14 protein-coding genes and 1 pseudogene are annotated in these 19,152 nt (G+C 63.1%); 1 reads left to right on the forward strand and 14 read right to left on the reverse strand.

The annotated features are described in order from the left end of the window. Positions 1 to 4 precede the first annotated feature (4 nt). The 14 genes from OQ248_RS09765 to OQ248_RS09830 form a co-directional block, all read right to left on the reverse strand. On the reverse strand, positions 5 to 2,101 hold the full coding sequence (locus tag OQ248_RS09765; protein ID WP_265812724.1) for a biotin/lipoyl-binding protein: 2,097 nt from the start codon (positions 2,099 to 2,101) through the stop codon (positions 5 to 7). Next, positions 2,102 to 3,421 carry an HlyD family efflux transporter periplasmic adaptor subunit gene (locus OQ248_RS09770; protein WP_265812725.1) on the reverse strand — a complete coding sequence of 440 codons (1,320 nt, stop codon included), beginning with the start codon at positions 3,419 to 3,421 and terminating at the stop codon, positions 2,102 to 2,104. Then, positions 3,418 to 4,197: an efflux RND transporter periplasmic adaptor subunit gene (locus tag OQ248_RS09775; protein WP_265812726.1), complete on the reverse strand. Its 780-nt coding sequence runs from the start codon at positions 4,195 to 4,197 to the stop codon at positions 3,418 to 3,420. Before OQ248_RS09775 ends, OQ248_RS09770 begins: the two co-directional genes overlap by 4 nt. 83 nt (positions 4,198 to 4,280) lie before the next feature. Continuing rightward, the gene (locus OQ248_RS09780; protein WP_265812727.1) at positions 4,281 to 5,732 is read right to left on the reverse strand and encodes an efflux transporter outer membrane subunit; all 1,452 of its coding nucleotides are present in this window, start codon (positions 5,730 to 5,732) and stop codon (positions 4,281 to 4,283) included. After that, positions 5,729 to 6,799 carry an HlyD family secretion protein gene (locus tag OQ248_RS09785; RefSeq protein WP_265812728.1) on the reverse strand — a complete coding sequence of 357 codons (1,071 nt, stop codon included), beginning with the start codon at positions 6,797 to 6,799 and terminating at the stop codon, positions 5,729 to 5,731. Before OQ248_RS09785 ends, OQ248_RS09780 begins: the two co-directional genes overlap by 4 nt. An 18-nt stretch (positions 6,800 to 6,817) precedes the next feature. After that, on the reverse strand, positions 6,818 to 8,353 hold the full coding sequence (locus tag OQ248_RS09790) for an MFS transporter (protein WP_265812729.1): 1,536 nt from the start codon (positions 8,351 to 8,353) through the stop codon (positions 6,818 to 6,820). 102 nt (positions 8,354 to 8,455) lie between these two features. Beyond that, positions 8,456 to 9,373, reverse strand: coding sequence for a LysR family transcriptional regulator (locus OQ248_RS09795; RefSeq protein ID WP_085712612.1), 918 nt, complete (start codon positions 9,371 to 9,373; stop codon positions 8,456 to 8,458). A gap of 58 nt (positions 9,374 to 9,431) precedes the next feature. After that, on the reverse strand, positions 9,432 to 10,298 hold the full coding sequence (locus tag OQ248_RS09800) for an ABC transporter permease (protein ID WP_085608535.1): 867 nt from the start codon (positions 10,296 to 10,298) through the stop codon (positions 9,432 to 9,434). Between the two features lie 20 nt (positions 10,299 to 10,318). After that, positions 10,319 to 11,179: an ABC transporter ATP-binding protein gene (locus OQ248_RS09805; protein ID WP_265812730.1), complete on the reverse strand. Its 861-nt coding sequence runs from the start codon at positions 11,177 to 11,179 to the stop codon at positions 10,319 to 10,321. Positions 11,180 to 11,184: 5 nt separating this feature from the next. Next, positions 11,185 to 12,210, reverse strand: coding sequence for an ABC transporter substrate-binding protein (locus tag OQ248_RS09810; protein ID WP_265812731.1), 1,026 nt, complete (start codon positions 12,208 to 12,210; stop codon positions 11,185 to 11,187). A gap of 18 nt (positions 12,211 to 12,228) precedes the next feature. Next, entirely contained in the window at positions 12,229 to 13,125 is an 897-nt protein-coding gene (locus OQ248_RS09815; RefSeq protein ID WP_064382651.1) for a TauD/TfdA family dioxygenase, read from the reverse strand. 287 nt (positions 13,126 to 13,412) lie between these two features. Beyond that, on the reverse strand, positions 13,413 to 14,780 hold the full coding sequence (locus OQ248_RS09820; RefSeq protein ID WP_085712607.1) for an HlyD family type I secretion periplasmic adaptor subunit: 1,368 nt from the start codon (positions 14,778 to 14,780) through the stop codon (positions 13,413 to 13,415). After that, positions 14,770 to 16,926 (reverse strand): type I secretion system permease/ATPase, encoded by a 2,157-nt coding sequence (locus OQ248_RS09825; RefSeq protein WP_265812732.1) that lies wholly within the window; start codon positions 16,924 to 16,926, stop codon positions 14,770 to 14,772. Before OQ248_RS09825 ends, OQ248_RS09820 begins: the two co-directional genes overlap by 11 nt. A gap of 34 nt (positions 16,927 to 16,960) precedes the next feature. Further along, a complete protein-coding gene (locus OQ248_RS09830) occupies positions 16,961 to 18,313 on the reverse strand; it encodes a TolC family outer membrane protein (protein WP_119428529.1) in 1,353 nt (450 codons plus the stop codon). Positions 18,314 to 18,673: 360 nt separating this feature from the next. Between OQ248_RS09830 and OQ248_RS29015 the strand changes: the two are divergent. Continuing rightward, positions 18,674 to 19,099 (forward strand): annotated as a pseudogene (locus OQ248_RS29015) (retention module-containing protein); the annotation flags it as partial. Positions 19,100 to 19,152: the final 53 nt, after the last annotated feature.

The raw sequence follows: 19,152 nt of genomic DNA on the forward strand, positions 1-19,152 counted from the left end.
CTCCCTAAAAACCGCTTTCCCTGACCCCCAGCGCCGCCAGCCGACGCCAGGCCACGCCGAGCACCGATTCGCCGCTGCCCTGCAACACCACCACGCCGCGTAACGGCTGTACCGGCGTCGGTGGCTGATCCAGCGTAGTCAATCGCGCGCCGTATTGCGCCTGCACCGGTTCCGCCCGTTGCTGTTGATCGCGGCGCACGGCAATCGGCCCGTGATGGTCGGACGTCAGGGCTTCCTGATCGACATAGGCCACGCCATTGGTATCGATTTCATCGAGTTTCACGGTGATCGCCGGATGCATCGGATCGTCGGCGATAAACCGCCCGGTGGCCCCCGGTTTGACCCGCCACAGTTCAGCTTCGGCCACATAACCACGCAGGCGCGAGCCGTCCTCGACCACCCGGGCCAGCGCGTCCTTGCTCGACAGCCAGCGGCCCGGCGTCAGGTTCGGCAACAAGTCGCGCACCGTGCCGGCGTGGGGTGCCCGCAGCAGCAGGCGTTCGCGGCGGGCGGACAGGCCCCGGTATTCCGCCACGGCTTCGGCGAGGCGTTGTTCGACGATGCCGGCGTCGGCGGCGGTTTCGCTGCGACCGGCCTGACGGCGCATCAGCAATTGTTGAATCTGGATTTCCCGGCGGACGATGGCCTGCCGCGAATCGAGGTCCGGCGATTCCAGTTCGATCAACACGTCGCCCTGCGCAACCTTCTGGCCGTCCGCAACCTTCACCGTTTTGACCCGCGCCGCCACCGGCGCATGCAACGCACTGGCCCGACCGCCCTCAAGCATCGTCGGCAGTTCGACCGCGCTACGCCACGGCACGACCAGCACCAGCAACAGGCCAAGCACCGCCAGGCTGCTGAGCAGCACGCGCGGGCCGTGAGCCTGGTCACGGCGGCTCCACCACTGGCGCCACTCACTCATGATCGGCAGAAAGATGAACCACACCAGTTCCACTAGCATCAGGAAAATCCCCAACACCTTGAAGAACAGGTGATAGACCGCCAGCGCGATCCCGAAAAACAACGCCGCACGCCATAACCACGAGCCATACCCCCAGATCAGCAAACGCCGCTGCATCGCCGGCGACCAAGGCTCCGGCGCCGGTGCGCCATAGCCGAACAAGAATTCCCGCAGGCGCCAGCGGCAAAAGGCAAAGGCCCGGCCCTGAAGGTTGTCGACCTCCCACAGATCGCTGAGCAGAAAGTAGCCATCGAAACGCATGAACGGGTTGAGATTGACCACCAGCGTAGTGATCCAGGTCGCACTCGCGAGCATGAACGCCGCCGTGCGTGCCGGGCCGTCCGGCAGCAACGACCAGACCAGCAACGCGATGCAGGCCAACAGCAATTCCGCCAGCACCCCGCCGGCACCGATCAACAGCCGCGCACGTCGCTCATTGACCCGCCAGGCATCGCTGACGTCGGTGTAGAACATCGGCAGCAAGACCATGAACGCCACGCCCATGCTCTGCACCCGACACCCGGCGCGCTTGGCCATGAACGCGTGGCCGAATTCGTGGCAGAGCTTGGCGAAGAACAGCGCCACACCGAACGAAATCGCCCCGCCGAGGCTGAACAGGTGCGGGAAGGTGCCAACGAAGCGCTGCCAGTCCCGCGACACCAGAAACATCCCGAGTCCCAGGGTCGCCGGAAAACCGTAGCGCAAAATCCTTGGTCCGAAGCGTTGCAGCCACGGCCACGCTCGATTGAGAAAAGCATCCGGGCGCCACAATGGAATGCGGAAAAACAGGTATTGATGGAGCAGGATTTTCCACAGGCTCTGGCGTTGCGCGAGGGCCTTGAGCTGATAGCTGGCGCGTTGCTGATCGTCGAGGGCGCTGATCAGGTCATGCCCGCGCAGAAACGTCAGCAGTTGCTCCAGCTCGACGCCGTCCAGTGGCAAGCCCGGTTCGCGGTTGGCGGCGCGCAGCACTTGCTCCGGATCGCCCAGCGACCAGTGGCGCAACAGGCGCATCGCCGCCGTGCCGAGTTTGAAGTAGCGCCCGCGCACCGGGTCGGCCAGGGTCCAGCGCGGCGAGCCGTCCAGCGCCGGCGCCGCGGGCGACAGTTGCAGGTCGGCACGCAGGCTCGGCAGGTTCATTTACAGGCCCACGCTCTGACGCAGACCGGCCAAAGGGCGGCGCAGCAGATACAGCGCCAGCGGCGCGCGGTCGCCGAAAATTTTTGCCGTGCCGCGCAGGCCGATACGCGGCGGTGCGTCGGTAAAATTCGCATCCAGCCGATAGGCCAGTTGGCCGCCAGCGGTGGGTTGCGCTTCATAGGCCGAACGCTCAAGTCGGGCGACGTGGCGTTGCAGCGGATCGCTGTCGAGGAACAACGCAATGTCGGCGCCCGGCTCCAGCGAAATCGCGTCGCCCACCGCCAGCTCGATGCGCAATTCGGCCTGGTTCGGGTCGGCGATTTCCATCAGCCGTTCGCCGGTCTGCACCGGTTTGCCGGTCCAGCGCTCGGCGTCGGCGAACACCGCAATGCCGTCACGCTCGGCGCGCACTTCGCTGCGGTTGAGCAGTTCTCGGGCGTAATCCCGTTCGGCGCGTTTCTGCTCGACCCGGGCGGCCAGCAGATCCACACGTGAACTGGATTCGGCGTCGGCGAATGCACGTTGGGAATTGGCTTTGAGTTCGGCTTCGGCCACACCGAGCGCACGCTCGGCGACATCGGCCTGGGCCTTGAGGGTGGTGCTTTCGAAACGCAGCAGCAGATCGCCGGTTTTCACGTTCTGATTGGGTTTGACCAGAAACTCGGCGATCACCCCGTCCAGCGGCGCCGCCACCACACGACCACCCAAGGGCACCACTTCGGCAGGGGCCAGCACTGACTGGCGCACCGGAATCAACAAACCGAGCAGCAGCACAGCGACCAGCGCCACCTGGCGTTTGCGGGTCCAGCGCAGCCGCCACGGCTTGCGCGGTTGCAACGCCAGCCAGGCGTGGCTGTAGGTATCGCCCAGTTGCGACAGCAGCACTTGTTCGGAAGGGTTCCACGGCACATCACGGGCCAGCCACAATCCGCCGAACACCTGACCCTCGCGGTCGATCAGCGGCAGCCAGAACACCTGCAGCGCCGACAGACTGCGCCAGTCGCTCTGGATCGGTTCGCTGACCATTTCGGGCGCGATCACCCGCGCCACCTTCAACACATCCTGCTTGAACAACTGCGCCACGGCCTGCTCGACGAACGCCACGAACGGCGCATTCGGCTCCACCGCGCTGACGCCGGTCACCGCCTGTACCTTGCCGGCGATCAGCAGCGCCGCATGCCGATAACCGAACAGCGGCTGCCCGTCATTGACCAGGCTGTAGGCCAGTTGCGACGCATCGCGGGCGGCGCGGGTCTGCCGTTCGAGATCGAGAAACCGCGCGAACACCTGCTCGGCGCCGCCGCTCACCGGGGCGTTCACTTGAGCTCCGGAAAACGCGCGGTGCCGCTCATGCCGGCGAGCAGGCCTTTGGCTTCAGGGAGTGTGGCGACCAGCAACAGCGTCTGGCTGCCCTCATCGATCCGCGCGCCAAGACGTTTGACTGTGGCGTCGATGGGCTGGCCGGTTTCATCGGGAACGAAACTGAAGGTCTGGCCGGGCTTGAGCCTGGCCATCCAGCGCGACGGCACCAGCAAATGGATTTCCAGGGTACGGTTGTCGACCACATCGAGCAGCGGCGCCCCGGCCGACACGCTTTCGTAGCGTTGCACCTTGCGCTCGACCACTTGCCCGTCGAACGGCGCGACCACGCTGCAGCGTTTGACCTGGACTTGATAAACCTGAGATTGCGCCTGGGTCTCGCTGACCTTGGCCTCGGCCCGGGCCACTTCGAAACGCCCGACAGAATTGAGCGCCGCCAGTTGCCGGTTGTGCGCCAACTCTTCGCCGGCGCCACGGCTGGCGGCTTGCGCGGCGTTCAACTGGGCCTGATAGGCCGAACAGTCGAACTTCGCCAGGGTATCGCCCTTCTTGAACGACTCGCCCTCGCTGAACGGCAACTCGACAATCCGCCCGGACAACTCGCTGGCCAGCGTCGCCTGATCCCGCGCCCGCAACACACCCCGTGCTTCGCTGCTGGCCGAGGCATTGGCGGCCCCAGCGTTATCCTGCAGCGGATCGTCTGGCACAGGCGTTTGCGCCTGAACTGCACACGTTACAAAGGTCAATCCGACAACCCAACCACGAAAACGCCGCATAACCGTTACTCCCTGACGGATGAGCGGAGTCTACGACAGCGGGGTTTAGCGTCAAGCGAAAGGCCATCATTCGGGTGCGAGAATCAGCGCTGCACCATCTCCCCCACCGGATACACCGACTCCCATCCCCCGCCCAACGCCCGGTACAACCCGACCATCGCCAGTGAAACGCCGGTGGAACTTTCCACCCATTGTTCCTGGGTGGCGAGCAGTGCGCCTTGTACGGTCAGAACGTTGACGAAGTCGGCCACGCCTTCGACGTATTGCTGTTGCGCGGTGCGCAGGGCGATCTGGTTCTGGCGCACGGCTTCGGCGAGGCTGTCGCGGCGACGCTGGCTGGCGTTGTAGGCGGTCAGTTGGTCGTCGATCTCGTGCCAGGCGCGCAGCACGGTCTGTTGATAACCGATGGCGGCTTCCTGCTGTTGGGCTTCGCGCAGTTGCAGCACGCCGCGCAAGCGGCCGCCGTCGAACAGCGGCAGGCTGAATTGCGGGCCGATGCCGAAGGCCCGCGAGCCCCAAGAGCCAAAATCGCTGAGCTGCATGGCCTGCGAGCCGAGGTTGCCGGACAGGGTGATGCGCGGATAGAAATCGCCCTTGGCCACACCGATGTTGGCGGTGGCGGCATGCAGCCGGGCTTCGGCCTGGCGAATGTCCGGGCGGCGCTCGGCCAGTTGCGACGGCAGGCCGATGGCGACTTGCGGCGGCGACTGCGGCACTGGCGCGTCTGTGGATAACGCTTTGGCCAACGCCTGCGGCGGCTCGCCCATCAACAAGCTGATGGCGTTGATCAGTTGCGCCTGACGTTGCTCCAGCGCCGGCAGCCGCGATTCGATGGCCGCCACTTGCGCGGCGGCTTCGGCCACGTCGAGATCGGTGGCCACGCCGTCGTTGAGCCGCAGTTGCGAGAGTTTCAGGCTGTGCCGCGCGACATCGAGGTTCTGCTCGGTGACCGCGCGGGTGTTCTGCACGCCGCGCAACTGGATGTAGTTCTGCGCGGTGTCCGCGAGTACCGCCAGCAAGACACCGCGACGGTCGTTTTCCGCCACCTCGAGATTGGCATCGGCGGCTTCGGTTTCCCGGCGCACCCGGCCCCAGAAATCAAGTTCCCAGGAAGCAGAGAAACCGGCATCCCACAGGTTGAAGGCAGAAGCGCCGTTGTGCCCGGACGGGTCGTTCAAGCCTTCGCCGCTGTTGCGTTTGCGGGCGTAACTGCCGGTTGCAGCAGTTGCCGGATAACGGTCGGCGGTAATCACCTGACGTGCGGCGCGACTTTGTTGCAGACGGCTGCTGGCCAGTTTCAGGTCGAGGTTGCTGCTCACGGCGCGCTGGGTCAGGGCGGAAAGTTGCGCGTCGTGGAAGACTTCCCACCAGCGCTCGTTCAGGGGTTCGCTGACGGCCTGGCTGGGTGCGGATTTGCCGGGTTTGGCCCACTCGGCAATCTGCGTGGCTTCGGGCTTCTGGAAGTCCGGGCCGACGGTGCAGGCCGCCAGCGCCGAAAGGCTCAGGACAACCGTCAGAGATTGAATGCGCTTCATCGCTGCGTCACCTCACGCACCGACGTCGCCGAGCTTTTGGTATCAATGCTCGCCTCCACCGACATGCCCACTCGCAGGCGCTCGGCCAGTGGCTGGCCAGGCTCCAGCAGGATTTTCACCGGAATCCGCTGCACGACCTTGGTGAAGTTGCCGGTGGCGTTGTCCGGTTTGACGGCGGCAAAGGTCACGCCGGTGGCCGGAGCGATGCTTTCGACGCGACCGCTCAGGGCTTCGCCGCCGAGGCTGTCGACTCGAACCACAACATCCTGTCCGGGCTGCACATCGGTGAGCTGGGTTTCCTGAAAGTTGGCGACTACATAGGCCTGCTTCAACGGCACCACCGCCAGCAGTTTGCTGCCCGGTGTCACGTAGGCGCCGACCCGCACGGCACGCTCGCCGATCATGCCGTCCTGAGGCGCAGTGATGCGCGTGTAGGACAGCTCGAAACTGGCGATTTCCAGCGCCGCCTGCGCCTGTTTCAGGCTGCCCTCGGCGGCATCGCGCTGCGCCGTCAGAATCTCGACCTGTTTGCGCTCCGCAGCCAGTTTGGCCGTGGCGGTGTCCAGCCGCGCAGTCGCCTGATCGATGCGAGTACGTGCCTGTTGCGCGTTCTGCACGGTGCCGGCACCGACGCCGGCCAGATGGTTGTAGCGGTTCAATTCCTGCTGGGCGAAGGCCATTTCAGCCTTGGCCGAGACCACCGACGCCTGCGCCTGAGCTATCACTGATGCCTGCCGCTCCAGGGTGGCTTTGGCGTTTTGCAATTGCGCCCGGGCAACCACGGTGTGCGCATCGGCGGCTTCGGCGGCGGCGCGCAGGTCCCGATCATCGATCAGCGCCAGCAATTGCCCGGCCTTGACCTGCTGGTTGTCTTCCACCAGCACTTCCTTGATGAACCCTGCCACACGCGGTACTACCAAGGTAAAGTCGGCGGAGACGAACGCGTCGTTGGTGTTCTGCTGAGTGCGCTTGCCGAACAGGCCGGGCATCGCCAGATACACCAGCACGCCGACTGCCAGCGCGGCCGCCACGGCCACCGCGAGTTTTTGCTTTGCTTGAGTCGTCATAAAAACCTTCTGTTCCAGTCAAGTCGGCGCGCGCGGCGGAAAGATCCGCGTCGGCAGCCAGAAAATCAGCAGGATCAGCGTCACTGCGACGCCAGCCATGCACAGATAAAGATCCGAAGAAGTCAGCACCACGGCCTGTTCGTGCAGGCGATGGGCGAGGCCCGGGTCGTTGCTCGCGGCCAGCGGCGAGTTGCCGAGGCGATCGACCAGCATCGTCGAGTGAAAATGCAGGCGCGCCGTGGTCAGCGCCTCGATGGCCCCGGTGGCGACCACCGCCGCCAGGCCTTTCACGGTGTTGAACCACGCCGAGGCGAACGGCCCGTCCTGCGGCTGGATGCTGCCGGTCGACAGCATCAGCAACGGCAGCACCGCCATCGGCTGACCGAAAATCTGCAGCCATTGCAGGACGTAGAAATTGTCGCGAATCCACACCGAGGTCAGCTGCGATCCGCCCAGGCAGGACAGCACCAGCATGCTCAACCCGATCCCGAGCACCCAGCGGCAATCGACCCAGCGCAGATTGCATAGCGCCGCCACCAGCGGCAGCGCGATCAGTTGCGGCAACGCCGCCAGCAGCATGATCGGCGCGGTCTGCACCGGCCGGTAACCCTGCACCTGAGCCAGATAACTCGATGGAATCAGCACCACCGCCAGCAACACCACCAGCACACCGGCCAGGGTCATCAGGGCGAACGACAGGTTGCGGATGCCGAGCATCTGCAACTTGAAAAACGGAATGGGCTGCGACCATTCATGGATCAGAAACGCCACCAGCAGCAGCGAACCGGCCCCCAGCAGCGCGCAAATCAGATTCGACTCGAACCAATCCAGACGATTGCCCTGCAACAGACCGATCACCAGCATGCAGATCGCCGGAAAGCCCAGCAGCAGGCCTTTCCAGTTGAAGGTCTTGAGACGCTCCAGCCGCAGCGGGTCCTGAGGGATGCCGTACGCCACCATTGCCATGGCGATCAGGCACGGCACGATGATTTGCCAGAACGTCCATTGCCAGCCGACGTATTCGGTCCACAACCCGGCCAGCGGTGTACCGAGGCCAGGGCCGAACGTGGCGGTCAGGGCGTAACCGGCGAGGCCGTACAGTTTGAAATTGGCCGGCAAAAACCGCAGCGCAACGGTCATCAGCATCGGCGGCAGCGCACCGCCGGCCAGGCCTTGCAGGATGCGCATCAGCAGCAGGCTTTCGTAATTCGGGGCGAACGGGCAGAGCACCCCGAGCAGGGTGAACAGGCCGATGGCACACAAGGTGAAGCGGCGCAGGGAAAAGGTCACCGAGCACCACGGCGCAAACGCCATGGCCGCCACCGAGGTCGCGGTGTAACTCGCGACCAGCCAGGTGCCTTCGTCGTAGCCGATGCTCAGGGCGCCGCGAATGTCGGCCAGGGCAACCTTGGTCACCATCTCGTTGAGGCCCGATACCAGCACCGCCAGCAGCACGCCGACCAGACCGATGATGATCCGCGCCCCGAACACCGGGGGCGCGGCGGCCATCGGAGCGGCAGCGGCAATCGGCGCCGTGACCGTCAGGGATGTCATGCAGGCAAACTCCGGAGGGAAAAATACCGGAGCATGGTAGTAGGGCTTAGTGCTGACGAAAATTGACTTCTTGGCAGTTTATAAGTGCATCAGACGCAATCGTCAGGGCTGCGCCGCCAGCCAGGTTTCATCGCAGCAGGTCTTGAGGGTTTCCCGCAGCCAGCGGTGGGCCGGATCCTTGTCGAAACGCGGGTGCCAGGCCTGGGTCAGCATCAGCGTCGGCAGCGGGATCGGCAGATCGAACGAGCGCAGTTTCAAACCCAGCCGTCGCACACTGAGCAGCGCTTCCTTGGGCACCGGCAGGATCAGGTCGGAGTCCGGCAGGGCGAACATTGCCGCGTGGAAACTGGGTGCGATCACCGCGACTCGCCGCTCCAGGCCCAGAGCATTCAAAGCGGTGTCGATAGGCCCACGGGCGATGCCCCGGCGGGACATGCTGATGTGGGAAAAACCGGCGTAGCGCTCTGCGGTGATCTCGCCATCCAGCAGCGGATGATCCTCGCGCACCAGACCGACGAAGTGGGTGGAAAACAGGTTCTGTATTTTGACTTCCGGCGTCACCGGGCGGGTGTTGCTGACACTCAGGTCGATCCGCCCTTCGCGCAAGGCTTCATCGTCGCCATCACCCTCGGGGACGAAGCGCAACTCACAGTGCGGTGCCAGTTGATCAAGGGTGTCGAACAGCTTGCCGCCGTACACGCCGACGAAAAAGTCGTTGGCGCGAATGCTGAAACGCCGGCGCAACGTGCCCAGTTCCACGGCATCCGCCGAGCGAAACAGCAACGCCGCCTGCTCGACCACATCGCGCACCTGCTCGCGCAATTCCAGCGCCTTGGGCGTCGGCACCAATCCCCGCCCGGCACGCACCAGAATCGGATCGCCAATGGCTTCGCGGATCCGCGTCAGCGTGCGGCTCATGGCCGCCGGGCTGAGGTTCATCCGCCGCGCGGCGCCGACCACGCTTCCCTCGTCGAGCAAAGCGTCGAGGGCGACCAACAGGTTCATGTCCGGGAGTTGCATGCTGAGCACTCATGACTGATCAGGATTGATTCGCACGCAATGCTAGCAGATCAAATAATCAGCGCTGCATGCCCCAGCGTTTCACCGTCACCCGCTCAAGCGTGTCGAACACCAGATTCTCCACCAGCAGACCGATGAGGATCACCACGGCCAGACCGGCAAACACCTTGTCGGTGTACAGCTCGTTGCGGTTCTGGAAGATGTACCAGCCCAGACCACCCTTGCCGCTGGTGGCGCCGAATACCAGTTCGGCGGCGATCAGGGTGCGCCAGGCGAAAGCCCAGCCGATTTTCAGCCCGGCGAGGATCGACGGCAGCGCCGCCGGGATCAGGATGAACAGCACGAAGCGCATACCCTTCAGACCGTAGTTCCGCCCGGCCATGCGCAGGGTTTCCGAGACGCCTAGAAACCCGGCATAGGTGTTCAGCGCCAGCGCCCACAGCACCGAATGCACCAGCACGAAAATCAGGCTGTTCTGACCCAGGCCGAACCACAGCAACGCCAGCGGCAACAACGCAATCGCCGGCAGCGGGTTGAACATCGAGGTCAGCGTACTCAGCAAGTCCCGGCCGAATTGGGTCGAGACCGCCAGCGTGGTCAGGGCGAAGGCCAGGACGATGCCGATCAGGTAACCCTTGAGCAGCACCACCAGCGAAATCCACACCTTGCCCAGCAGTTCGCCGCTGAGCAGGCCGTCGTACAGCGCATGACTGGTCTGCAAAAAGCTCGGCAACAGAAGATCGTTGTTCTGCACCCGGGCGACCACTTCCCAGAGCACGGCGAGCAAAATCAGGATCACGCTTTTACGCAGCCAGCCTTGTTGCCACAGGCGCTGGCCCAGCGGCAATTCGCGCTCCACCGGGACGCTGGTCAGCGGTTGCAGATCGTTCTCGAATTCTTGACGTACGGATGATGAATGGCTCATCGGGCGATCCTCCGGGTGGCTCAATAAGCGATGCGGATATCAGTGAAATCCAGTTCGCGCTCGGTTTCCGGCGACTGCCCTTCATCGAACAGCAAACGGTGAATGCGTCGCGCCGATTCCTGGAACGCCACGCCGCCAAGGCTGTGCAGATCGTATTGATGACTGTGCACTTCCGCCCTCACCCGGCCCGGATGCGGCGACAGCAGCAGGATGCGATTGCCCACCACCAGCGCTTCTTCAATCGAGTGGGTGACGAATAGCAGGGTGAAGCGCACCTCCTCCCAGAGCAGCAGCAATTCCTCCTGCATCTTGCGCCGGGTCAGGGCGTCCAGCGCGGCGAACGGCTCGTCCATCAAGAGGATTTTCGGCTGCATCGCCAGCGCCCGGGCGATCGCCACCCGCGCCTTCATGCCGCCGGACAAAGTGTGCGGATAGACATCGGCGAATGCCGCCAGACCGACCTTTTCCAGATAGTGCAGCGCACGCTCTTCGGCTTCCTTTTTCTTCAAGGTGCGCGAGGCCAGCAGCGGAAACATCACGTTCTGTTTGACGGTTTTCCACGGTGGCAGTTGATCGAACTCCTGAAACACCACGATCCGGTCCGGCCCCGGTGCATCGACGCGCTGGCCTTGCAGACGGATCTCGCCCTCGCACGGCGCAATGAACCCGGCGACGGCTTTGAGCAAGGTCGACTTGCCGCAACCGGACGGGCCGAGCAGCACGAAACGATCCTGTTGATCGACTTCGAAACTGACCTGATGGGTGGCGCGCACGACACGTTGCGGCGTGCGGTATTCGAGGCTGACCTGATCGACCGCCAGCAGCGCCTGCGCCGTGACGATCGGGTTGCTGGCCGCGTGGCCTTGCAAAGGGGCGTTCATGTCGATCAGCTCCCTTGCAGCGGTTTGGCGTCCTGGAAGAAGTAGTCCTTCCACGATTCAGGTTTGTTCTTGATCGCCCCGACGCGGTAGAGGAACTCGGCGAGCGGGTAGGTGTTTTTCGGCGTGACGCTGAATTCGAACTGCGGGTTGTCGATGATTTTCAGCAGCTCGGCGCGGTCGATCTTGGCCTTGGTCACGCGGATATAGGTGTCCGCCGCTGCGCCTTTGTCGTTCTGTGCAAACTGCGCGGCTTCGGTCAGGGCTTCGACGAATGCCTTGTAGGTCTTGGGGTTCTCGTTGCGGAATTTCTCGGTGGCGAACAGCACGGTCGGCGAGTTCGGGCCGAGCACGTCATAGGAATTGAGTACGACGTGCACGTTCGGATTTTCCAGCGCCTGATCCTGGAACGGCGGGTTGGAGAAATGCCCGGTCAGCTCGGTGCCGCCGGCGATCAACGCAGCGGTGGCGTCCGGGTGCGGTACGGCGATGGTGTACTTGTCGAGGCGATTGAATTCCTTGTCGCCCCACTGCTTGGCCGCTGCGTATTGCAGGAAGCGCGACTGCACCGAAACGCCAACCGCCGGCACCGCGATGCGGTCCTTCTCGGTGAAGTCGGCGATGGTTTTGACCTTGGGATTGTTGCTGACAAGGTAGTACGGGAAGTTGCCCAGCGACGCTACGGCTTTGACGTTCTGCTTGCCGTGGGTGCGATCCCAGATAGTCAGCAACGGCCCGACACCGGCGCCGGCAATATCGATGGAACCGGAAAGCAGCGCATCGTTGACCGCCGCGCCGCCGGACAACTGGGTCCAGTCGACCTTGATGTCGAGGCCTTCCTGTTTGCCGTACTTCTCGATCAGTCCCTGATCGCGCACCACGTTGAGCAACAGATAGACAATGCCGAACTGTTCGGCGATGCGGATTTCACCTTCGGCGTGGGCCACGGTCGGCGCCACCAGGCTGCCGGCAATCAGGCTGAAACCGAGGCCGATGGCCGCCGCCAGCGGTGCGAATGGAAGACGTTTGGACATGATCGGATCTCCGGCAAATCAGAAAGGCGCGTCGCCCTGGATGGTGGTGCGATACAGCTTGCGGCGCAGGTGCGCAGGGCAACCGGCGGCAAGGTGGATCAGCGAGCGGTTGTCCCAGAACACCAGGTCGTGGGGCTGCCATTGATGGCGATAGATGTTCTGCGGCAGCACGCTGTGGGCGTAAAGCTCGTCGAGCAGTTGCTTGCTCTCGTCCTCCGGCAGACCGACGATGCGGGTGGTGAAGCCTTCGCTGACGAACAACGCCTTGCGGCCGTTTTCCGGGTGGGTACGGACCACCGGGTGCACGACCTCGGCGACTTGAGCCAATTGCTCCGGGGTCAGGGTCGGGCGCCAGTTGCCTTCGAATTTGGTTTCGCTGTAGCGCGCGGTGTAGGAATGCGCAGCCGAGCGACCTTCGACCGCTTTGCGCAGCGCGTCGGGTAGGCTGTCCCAGGCTTTGTGCATGTCGGCGAACAGGGTGTCGCCACCCTCGGACGGCAGCTCCTGGGCGTGCAGCATCGAGCCGAGGCTCGGCAGCTCTTTATAGGAAAGGTCCGAGTGCCAGAACTTGCCGGCATCACCGAGGCCGATGTTCTGGCCGTTCTCGACGATGTTGGAAACGATGAGGATTTCCGGGTGGTTGGCCAGCAGGAACTGCTTGAGCACATGGATCTGCAACACGCCGAAGCGGCGGCTGAAGTCGATCTGTTGTTGCGGGGTGATGCGCTGGTCGCGGAACACCACGACGTGGTGATCGAGGTGCGCGCGGTGGATGCGGGCGAAGTCCTCGTCGTTGACCGGACGGGTCAGGTCGAGGCCGATGATTTCGGCACCGACGGCACCGCTGAACGGGCGGATTTCGAAGGTTTGCGGCGCGGCAGTCGCGGCGCTTGGGGTAGCAGTAGCTGCGGACATCAATCAATCTCCCACGCACGGCGCGCTCAAGGGCGCGCGCGTCGATCAGAAACTCACGCTGGATTGCGTGTGGGTTCGTGTCGTGCGGCGCGCCGATTGGTCGGCAGGTACGCAGGAGGCTGACTTTATAGCTATAAGAAGCGATATTTAAATACCGTTAGCGAATAACGATATGGCGATTGCTTCGGAATGGACTGGATGGTGAGTGACCATTTGTGTCACTTCTGGACGGGATATGGTGTTGCGACGGACGCCATCGCGAGTTCCGCGAAGGCGTCCGTGAAGACTTACCGTTCGTGCAGCGCCTCGGCCCGCGCCCGGATGATCGGCTTGAGCAGGTAGCTCAGCACGGTCTTCTTGCCGGTGATGATGTCCACCGACGCCACCATCCCAGGGATGATCAGCAACGGCTTCTCGTCAGTGCCGAGATGGCTGCGCTCGGTGCGCAGCTTGATGATGTAGTAGGTGGTTTTCTTGTCTTCGTCGGTGATGGTGTCGGCACCGATCTGTTCGAGTTTGGCCTTGAGACCACCGTAAATGGTGTAGTCATAGGCGGTGAATTTCACCGTGGCGTCCTGGCCCGGGTGCAGGAACGCGATGTCCTGCGGGCGGATCTTCGCTTCGACCAGCAAGGTGTCGTCCAGCGGCACGATCTCCAGCAGGTCGCTGCCCGGCTGGATCACGCCGCCAATGGTGTTGACCAGCATCTTGTTGACGATGCCCCGTACCGGCGAGGTAACGAGCGTACGGCTGACCCGGTCTTCCAGCGCCTTGCCAGTGGCCTGGGCCTTGTTCAGGTCGGTGCGCGCCTCGTTGAGCTGGGTCAGGGCGTCGCTGCGGAACTTGCCACGAGTCTCGTCGATCTTGCGCTGTACTTCCTTGATCGCCGATTCGGCACGCGGGATCGCCAGGGTGGTGGCGTCGAGCTGGCCACGGGTTTCCACCTCCGCACGCTTGAGTCGCAGCACTTCCACCGGCGACACCGCGCCCTGGGCCACCAGCGGCTCGGACATGTTGATTTCCTGGCGTTGCAGGCCGAGTTGCTGGCGGTACTGCGCCTGCTTCGAGGTGAACTCGCGCAGTTCTTGCTGGCGCTGGATCAACTGCTCCTGCAAGCCACCGACTTCATCGTGCAGTTGCTGGCGACGGCTGACGTACAGCGACTCTTCGCTCTTGGCCTGACCCGGCACGGCCTTGAGCACGTCCTCGGGGAAATTCAGCGGCCGGTCATCGACCTCGGCGCTCAGGCGCTCGACCCGCAATAGCATCGACAGTCGATCGGCTTCGGTCTCGCCGACGTTGGAGGCGAAGCGCGTGTCGTCCAGGCGAACCAGCGGTGCGCCGGCCTCGACGATCTGGCCTTCCTTGACGAACAGCTCGGAGACGATACCGCCCTCGAGGTTCTGGATTTTCTGGATCTTCGACGACGGAATCGCCTTGCCGTCGCCCTTGGTCACTTCGTCGATCACGGCGAAATTGGCCCACAGCATCAGGAACACGAAGAAACCGATGATCGCCCAGATCGTCAGCCGCACCACACGCGGCGCGTCCTCGATCAAGGCCTTGTTGACCTCCGGCAGCGGCTGGCCCTGCAACGATGCAGAGCCCTTGAAGTAGCGACGGATCGAATCCTTGAAACCCGACTTAAGCAACACTGATCTGCCCCTTCTTCAACGCTTCCATCACGGCGGCTTTCGGGCCATCGGCGAGAATCTGTCCACGGTCGACCACCAGCAGGCGATCCACCAGCGACAGCAGTGATGCCCGGTGCGTCACCAGCACCACGGTCTTGTTTTCAACGACAGCAGCCAGGCGTTGCTTGAGGCGTTCTTCGCCGGTGTTGTCCATGGCGCTGGTCGGTTCGTCGAGCAGCAGGATCGGCGGATTGAGCAGCAGCGCCCGGGCCAGGGCGACGTTCTGGCGCTGGCCGCCGGACAGGTTCTGCCCGCGCTCGCCGACTTGCAGTTCATAACCCTGCGGGTGCAGGCGGGCGAATTCATGCACGCCAGCCAGTTCGGCGGCTTGCAGCACCAGCTCGTCCTCGACGTACCGGGCACCGGAAATCAGGTTGTCGCGCAGGGTGCCGGCCAGCAGCTGGATGTCCTGCGGCACGTAGCCGATGTTGTAGCGCAGCTCGCTGACGTCGATCTGACGGATGTCGACGCCGTCCACCAGCAACGCGCCGTCGTCCGGCTGATACAGGCCCACCAGCAATTTGGCCAGCGAACTCTTGCCCGAGCCGCTGCGGCCGATGATGCCGATCTTCTCGCCGGGACGGATCACCAGGTTTATGTTCTTCAGCGCCGGGTTCTGCTGATCCGGGTAGGTGAAGTTGAGCTGACGGCATTCGATCGCACCTTGCAGCACCTTGCGGCTCAGCGGGCGTTCTTCGAAATTGCGCTCCTGTGGCAGCTCCATCATCTGGTCGACCGAAGTCATGGTCACCCGCGCCTGCTGGTAACGGGTCAGCAGACCGGACAGCGACGCCAGCGGGCTCAGTGCGCGGCCGCTGAGCATGTAGCAGGCGATCAGACCGCCCATGCTCAGGTTGCCGGCGATGATCTGGTACACGCCGAAGACGATCATGATCACCCCGGCCAGTTGCTGGATCAGCAGGGTGATGTTCATCGCCAGGCCGGAAAGCATTTTCACCCGCAGTTCGAGGCGGCTGAGGGTGCCGATGGTCTGCTCCCACTGGTACTGGCGTTCACTTTCGGCGTTGTTGACCTTCACCGCGTCGAGGCCGGCGAGGGTTTCGATCAGGCTCGACTGCCGCTCGGCGCCCAGCGCCATGGTGCGCTCCATGGTGGCCACCAGCGGCTTCTGCAACGCATAGCCGATCAGCAGCGCAATCGGGAAGGCCAGCACCGGAATCCACACCAGATGCCCACCAAGAATGGCGATGACGATGAAGATCAGAATGGTGAACGGCAGGTCGATCAGGCTGGTCAGGGTCAGCGAGGCGAGGAAGTCGCGCAGGCTCTGGAACTCGTGGATGTTCTGGGCAAAGCTGCCGACCCGCGCCGGGCGGTACTTCATGGCCATGCCGACGATCCGCTCGAACAGCGTGGCGGAGATGATCAGGTCGGTTTTCTTGCCGGCCAGATCCAGGCACAGGCTGCGCAGGCTCTTGAGGATCAGGTCGAACAGGTAGGCGCCGGTGATGCCCAGTGCCAGCACCCACAGGGTCGCCTCGGCCTGGTTCGGCACCACGCGATCGTAGACGTTCATCACGAACAGCGGGGCTGCCATGGCGATGATGTTGATCAGGAAACTGGCGGCGATGGCGTCGGCATACAGCCAGCGCGAACGCTTGAGGGTGTCGCGGAACCACGAGCGCGCGCGCGGGATCAGCGTGCCGTGGTTGACGTCGAATTTGTGCTGGGGCTGGGCGAAGAACACTTTGCCGAGGTAGTCGTCGGCCAGCAGCTCACGGTTGACGAGAGATTCGCCGCCATCGCTTTCGCTAAGCAGCACCCGGGCTTCGTTCTCACCCTGCCAGCCGAGCAGGACGGCACTGCGGCCGTCCCTGAGCAGCAACAGCGCCGGCATGGCGATGGCCGGAATTTCTTCCAGCTTGCGCTGCAGCACCCGCCCCTGCAGCCCGGCGCGCGCGGCGGCACGGGGCAGCAGCTCGACACTCAGGCGTTGCTTGGGCAGCGGCAGACCGGTGGTCAGCATCGCTGCGCTGGCGGGTTTCTGGTGCAGCATGCAAAGGGCGAGCAGACCATCCAGTAACGGATCGTCGTGCAACGCGCGTGGATCATGACTGAGATGAACTCGACTGACTTCTGATTCCACGCTCGACACTCTTTAACAGTTGAAAAGGGACAACTCAATTCATCCCGGGCAGTTGAACCTTGGGCTTCACGTCGTTCTGCACAACGGATGCCATCGGTGCGACCACTCCCTGGCTCTTGAGCAACTCGCCCATGGTCGCCTTGATTCGGTATTGAGTAAATAACTGAATGTTCTTGATCTCGGCCAGACGGCGCGAAGCGGTGAACAGTTCGTTTTCACTGTCGAGCAAATCCAGCAGGGTTCGTTCGCCGAGGCTGAACTGGCGCTGGTACGCGGTGCGCACTGCGGTGCTGTGGTCAACGTACTGCTGAGCGATCGGCACCTGGGCGTTGGCGTTGTTCAAGGCGTTCCAGGCCAGGCCCAGCTCTTCGTTCAACTGGCGCAGGGCGTTGTTGCGGATGTCCAGCGCCTGGTTCGAAAGGTAGGACTTGGACTCCAGGTCAGCCTTGTTACTGCCGCCGGAATACAGGTTGAAGCGCATGCGCAGCATCGCCTGCCATTCATTGCTGTGACCGTTCTGGCCGTCGAGGTCGTTGTCGGCGGTGCGGCCCAGCTCGGCGTCGAAACGCGGGTAGAAGGTCGACTTGGCGGTTTCATACTGCTTTTCGGCAGCGGCGATGTCGGACTCGGCCGAACGCAGGATCGGGCTGTTCTCCAGCATCTGCGCGCGGGCCTCATTGAGGTTGGCCGGCATCATCGCCATGAACGGCGCCGGACGCTCCAGTTGATCGGGCATCTGGCCGACGGCGCTGAGGAAGTTGGTTTCCGAGTCGGCGAGGTTGGTCTGCTCGGTGATCAGGTTGTTGCGGGCCTGGGCCATCCGCGCTTCAGCCTGGTCGAGGTCGGCACCGCTGCCGACGCCACGCTGGGTGCGCAACTGGATCTGATCGTAGATGCGCTGGTGGCTTTTGAGGTTTTCCTCGGCCAGGCGCACGAATTCGCGACGGGTCAGCACATCCAGATAAACCTGGGCCACGGTCAGCGCGGTGCGCTCGGAGGTGCCGAGCAAGGCATAGGCGCGGGAGTTGACGGTGGCTTGTTGACGCCCGACTTCGCTGGACGTCGCAAAACCGTCAAAAACCATTTGCGACAGTCGCACACTCGACTCGCCACGGTTCAGGGTTTCCCAGTGATTGCCGCCGCCGTTGGCACGGGTGGTGACGCTGTCGGTGCCTTCACGGCCATAGCCGCCGAGCAGATCGACCTTGGGCAGGTATCCACCTTTGGCAGCCTTTAACTGATAATCCGCAGCCAATCGACTGTTGACCCCTGCCTGGATTTCCGGATGGACATCCAGTGCCTGTTGCATGGCTTCCGGTAAGGATTGTGCTTGAGCAAAAGACGCGGCGAGAGCGAAAGGTAGAGCCTTGAACAGGGGCGAACGCATGGTAAGGAATTCCCAAAACTTCTTGTCGTGAATCACAGCAAATAAGGGTGCTGCGTCGGATGATGGCAACCGGAATGACCGTATGTCGGAAAGTTTAAAACCGGAACTGGATCACATGCTCAAGGGCAAGTCGCCGCGTAAATATCAATGTGACATTAGTGGGGCGATTGTTTAGGATGGCATCCATAAGGTCAATAGTTTGGCATAAAGTTAATAGCGAAAGATTCTAGCCAAAATATTGACGAAGATCAGCGTCAAACTTGATTCACATTTTTTAAAAAGTACGTCCAGACTGAATCGGCGCAGAAAAGCCATCAGGTCTATGGAAGTCAACTGAACGTGACACCCGGAGAGTCTTCAATGAGCAGTGTTGTGGCCATCGTCAAAAGCATTGTCGGTCAGGTTTTCGTGGTGTCCCCAGAGGGCGTCCGTCGCGTACTCGTTGAAGGCGACCGTCTGTTCGCCGGCGATCAGGTCGATACCGGCGTTTCCGGCGCGGTGTCCCTGGAACTGGCTGATGGCCGCACCCTCGATCTGGGTCGTGACACTCAATGGAGCGCCGACACGCCGGACTCCACCACCGACCTGGCCGAGGCCACTGCACAAGCCGCACCGTCCGTTGAAGAACTGCAGCAAGCCATTGCCGCCGGTGTCGACCCGACTACCGCCCTTGAGGCCGCAGCAGCCGGCCCGACCGCAGCGGGCACTGGCGGTGCCGCCGGTGGCGGCCACAGCTTCGTGATGCTCGATGCGACCGCTGGGCGTGTCGATCCGACCATCGGCTTCCCGACCGCGGGCATTAACTCCGCTGGCCAGGCCGCCCAGAACATCACCGGTGG

Source organism: Pseudomonas sp. COW5 (assembly GCF_026240005.1).
Classification (GTDB): Bacteria; Pseudomonadota; Gammaproteobacteria; order Pseudomonadales; family Pseudomonadaceae; genus Aquipseudomonas; species Aquipseudomonas kribbensis.

What these genes read in the sequence shown, in the direction of transcription:
- OQ248_RS09805 (WP_265812730.1), bottom strand. Translation starts at nt 11,179, where the DNA reads ATGAACGCCCCTTTGCAAGGCCACGCGGCCAGCAACCCGATCGTCACG.
- OQ248_RS09785 (WP_265812728.1), bottom strand. Translation starts at nt 6,799, where the DNA reads ATGACGACTCAAGCAAAGCAAAAACTCGCGGTGGCCGTGGCGGCCGCG.
- OQ248_RS09790 (WP_265812729.1), bottom strand. Translation starts at nt 8,353, where the DNA reads ATGACATCCCTGACGGTCACGGCGCCGATTGCCGCTGCCGCTCCGATG.
- OQ248_RS09800 (WP_085608535.1), bottom strand. Translation starts at nt 10,298, where the DNA reads ATGAGCCATTCATCATCCGTACGTCAAGAATTCGAGAACGATCTGCAA.
- OQ248_RS09830 (WP_119428529.1), bottom strand. Translation starts at nt 18,313, where the DNA reads ATGCGTTCGCCCCTGTTCAAGGCTCTACCTTTCGCTCTCGCCGCGTCT.
- OQ248_RS09765 (WP_265812724.1), bottom strand. Translation starts at nt 2,101, where the DNA reads ATGAACCTGCCGAGCCTGCGTGCCGACCTGCAACTGTCGCCCGCGGCG.
- OQ248_RS09775 (WP_265812726.1), bottom strand. Translation starts at nt 4,197, where the DNA reads ATGCGGCGTTTTCGTGGTTGGGTTGTCGGATTGACCTTTGTAACGTGT.
- OQ248_RS09795 (WP_085712612.1), bottom strand. Translation starts at nt 9,373, where the DNA reads ATGCAACTCCCGGACATGAACCTGTTGGTCGCCCTCGACGCTTTGCTC.
- OQ248_RS09780 (WP_265812727.1), bottom strand. Translation starts at nt 5,732, where the DNA reads ATGAAGCGCATTCAATCTCTGACGGTTGTCCTGAGCCTTTCGGCGCTG.
- OQ248_RS09810 (WP_265812731.1), bottom strand. Translation starts at nt 12,210, where the DNA reads ATGTCCAAACGTCTTCCATTCGCACCGCTGGCGGCGGCCATCGGCCTC.
- OQ248_RS09815 (WP_064382651.1), bottom strand. Translation starts at nt 13,125, where the DNA reads ATGTCCGCAGCTACTGCTACCCCAAGCGCCGCGACTGCCGCGCCGCAA.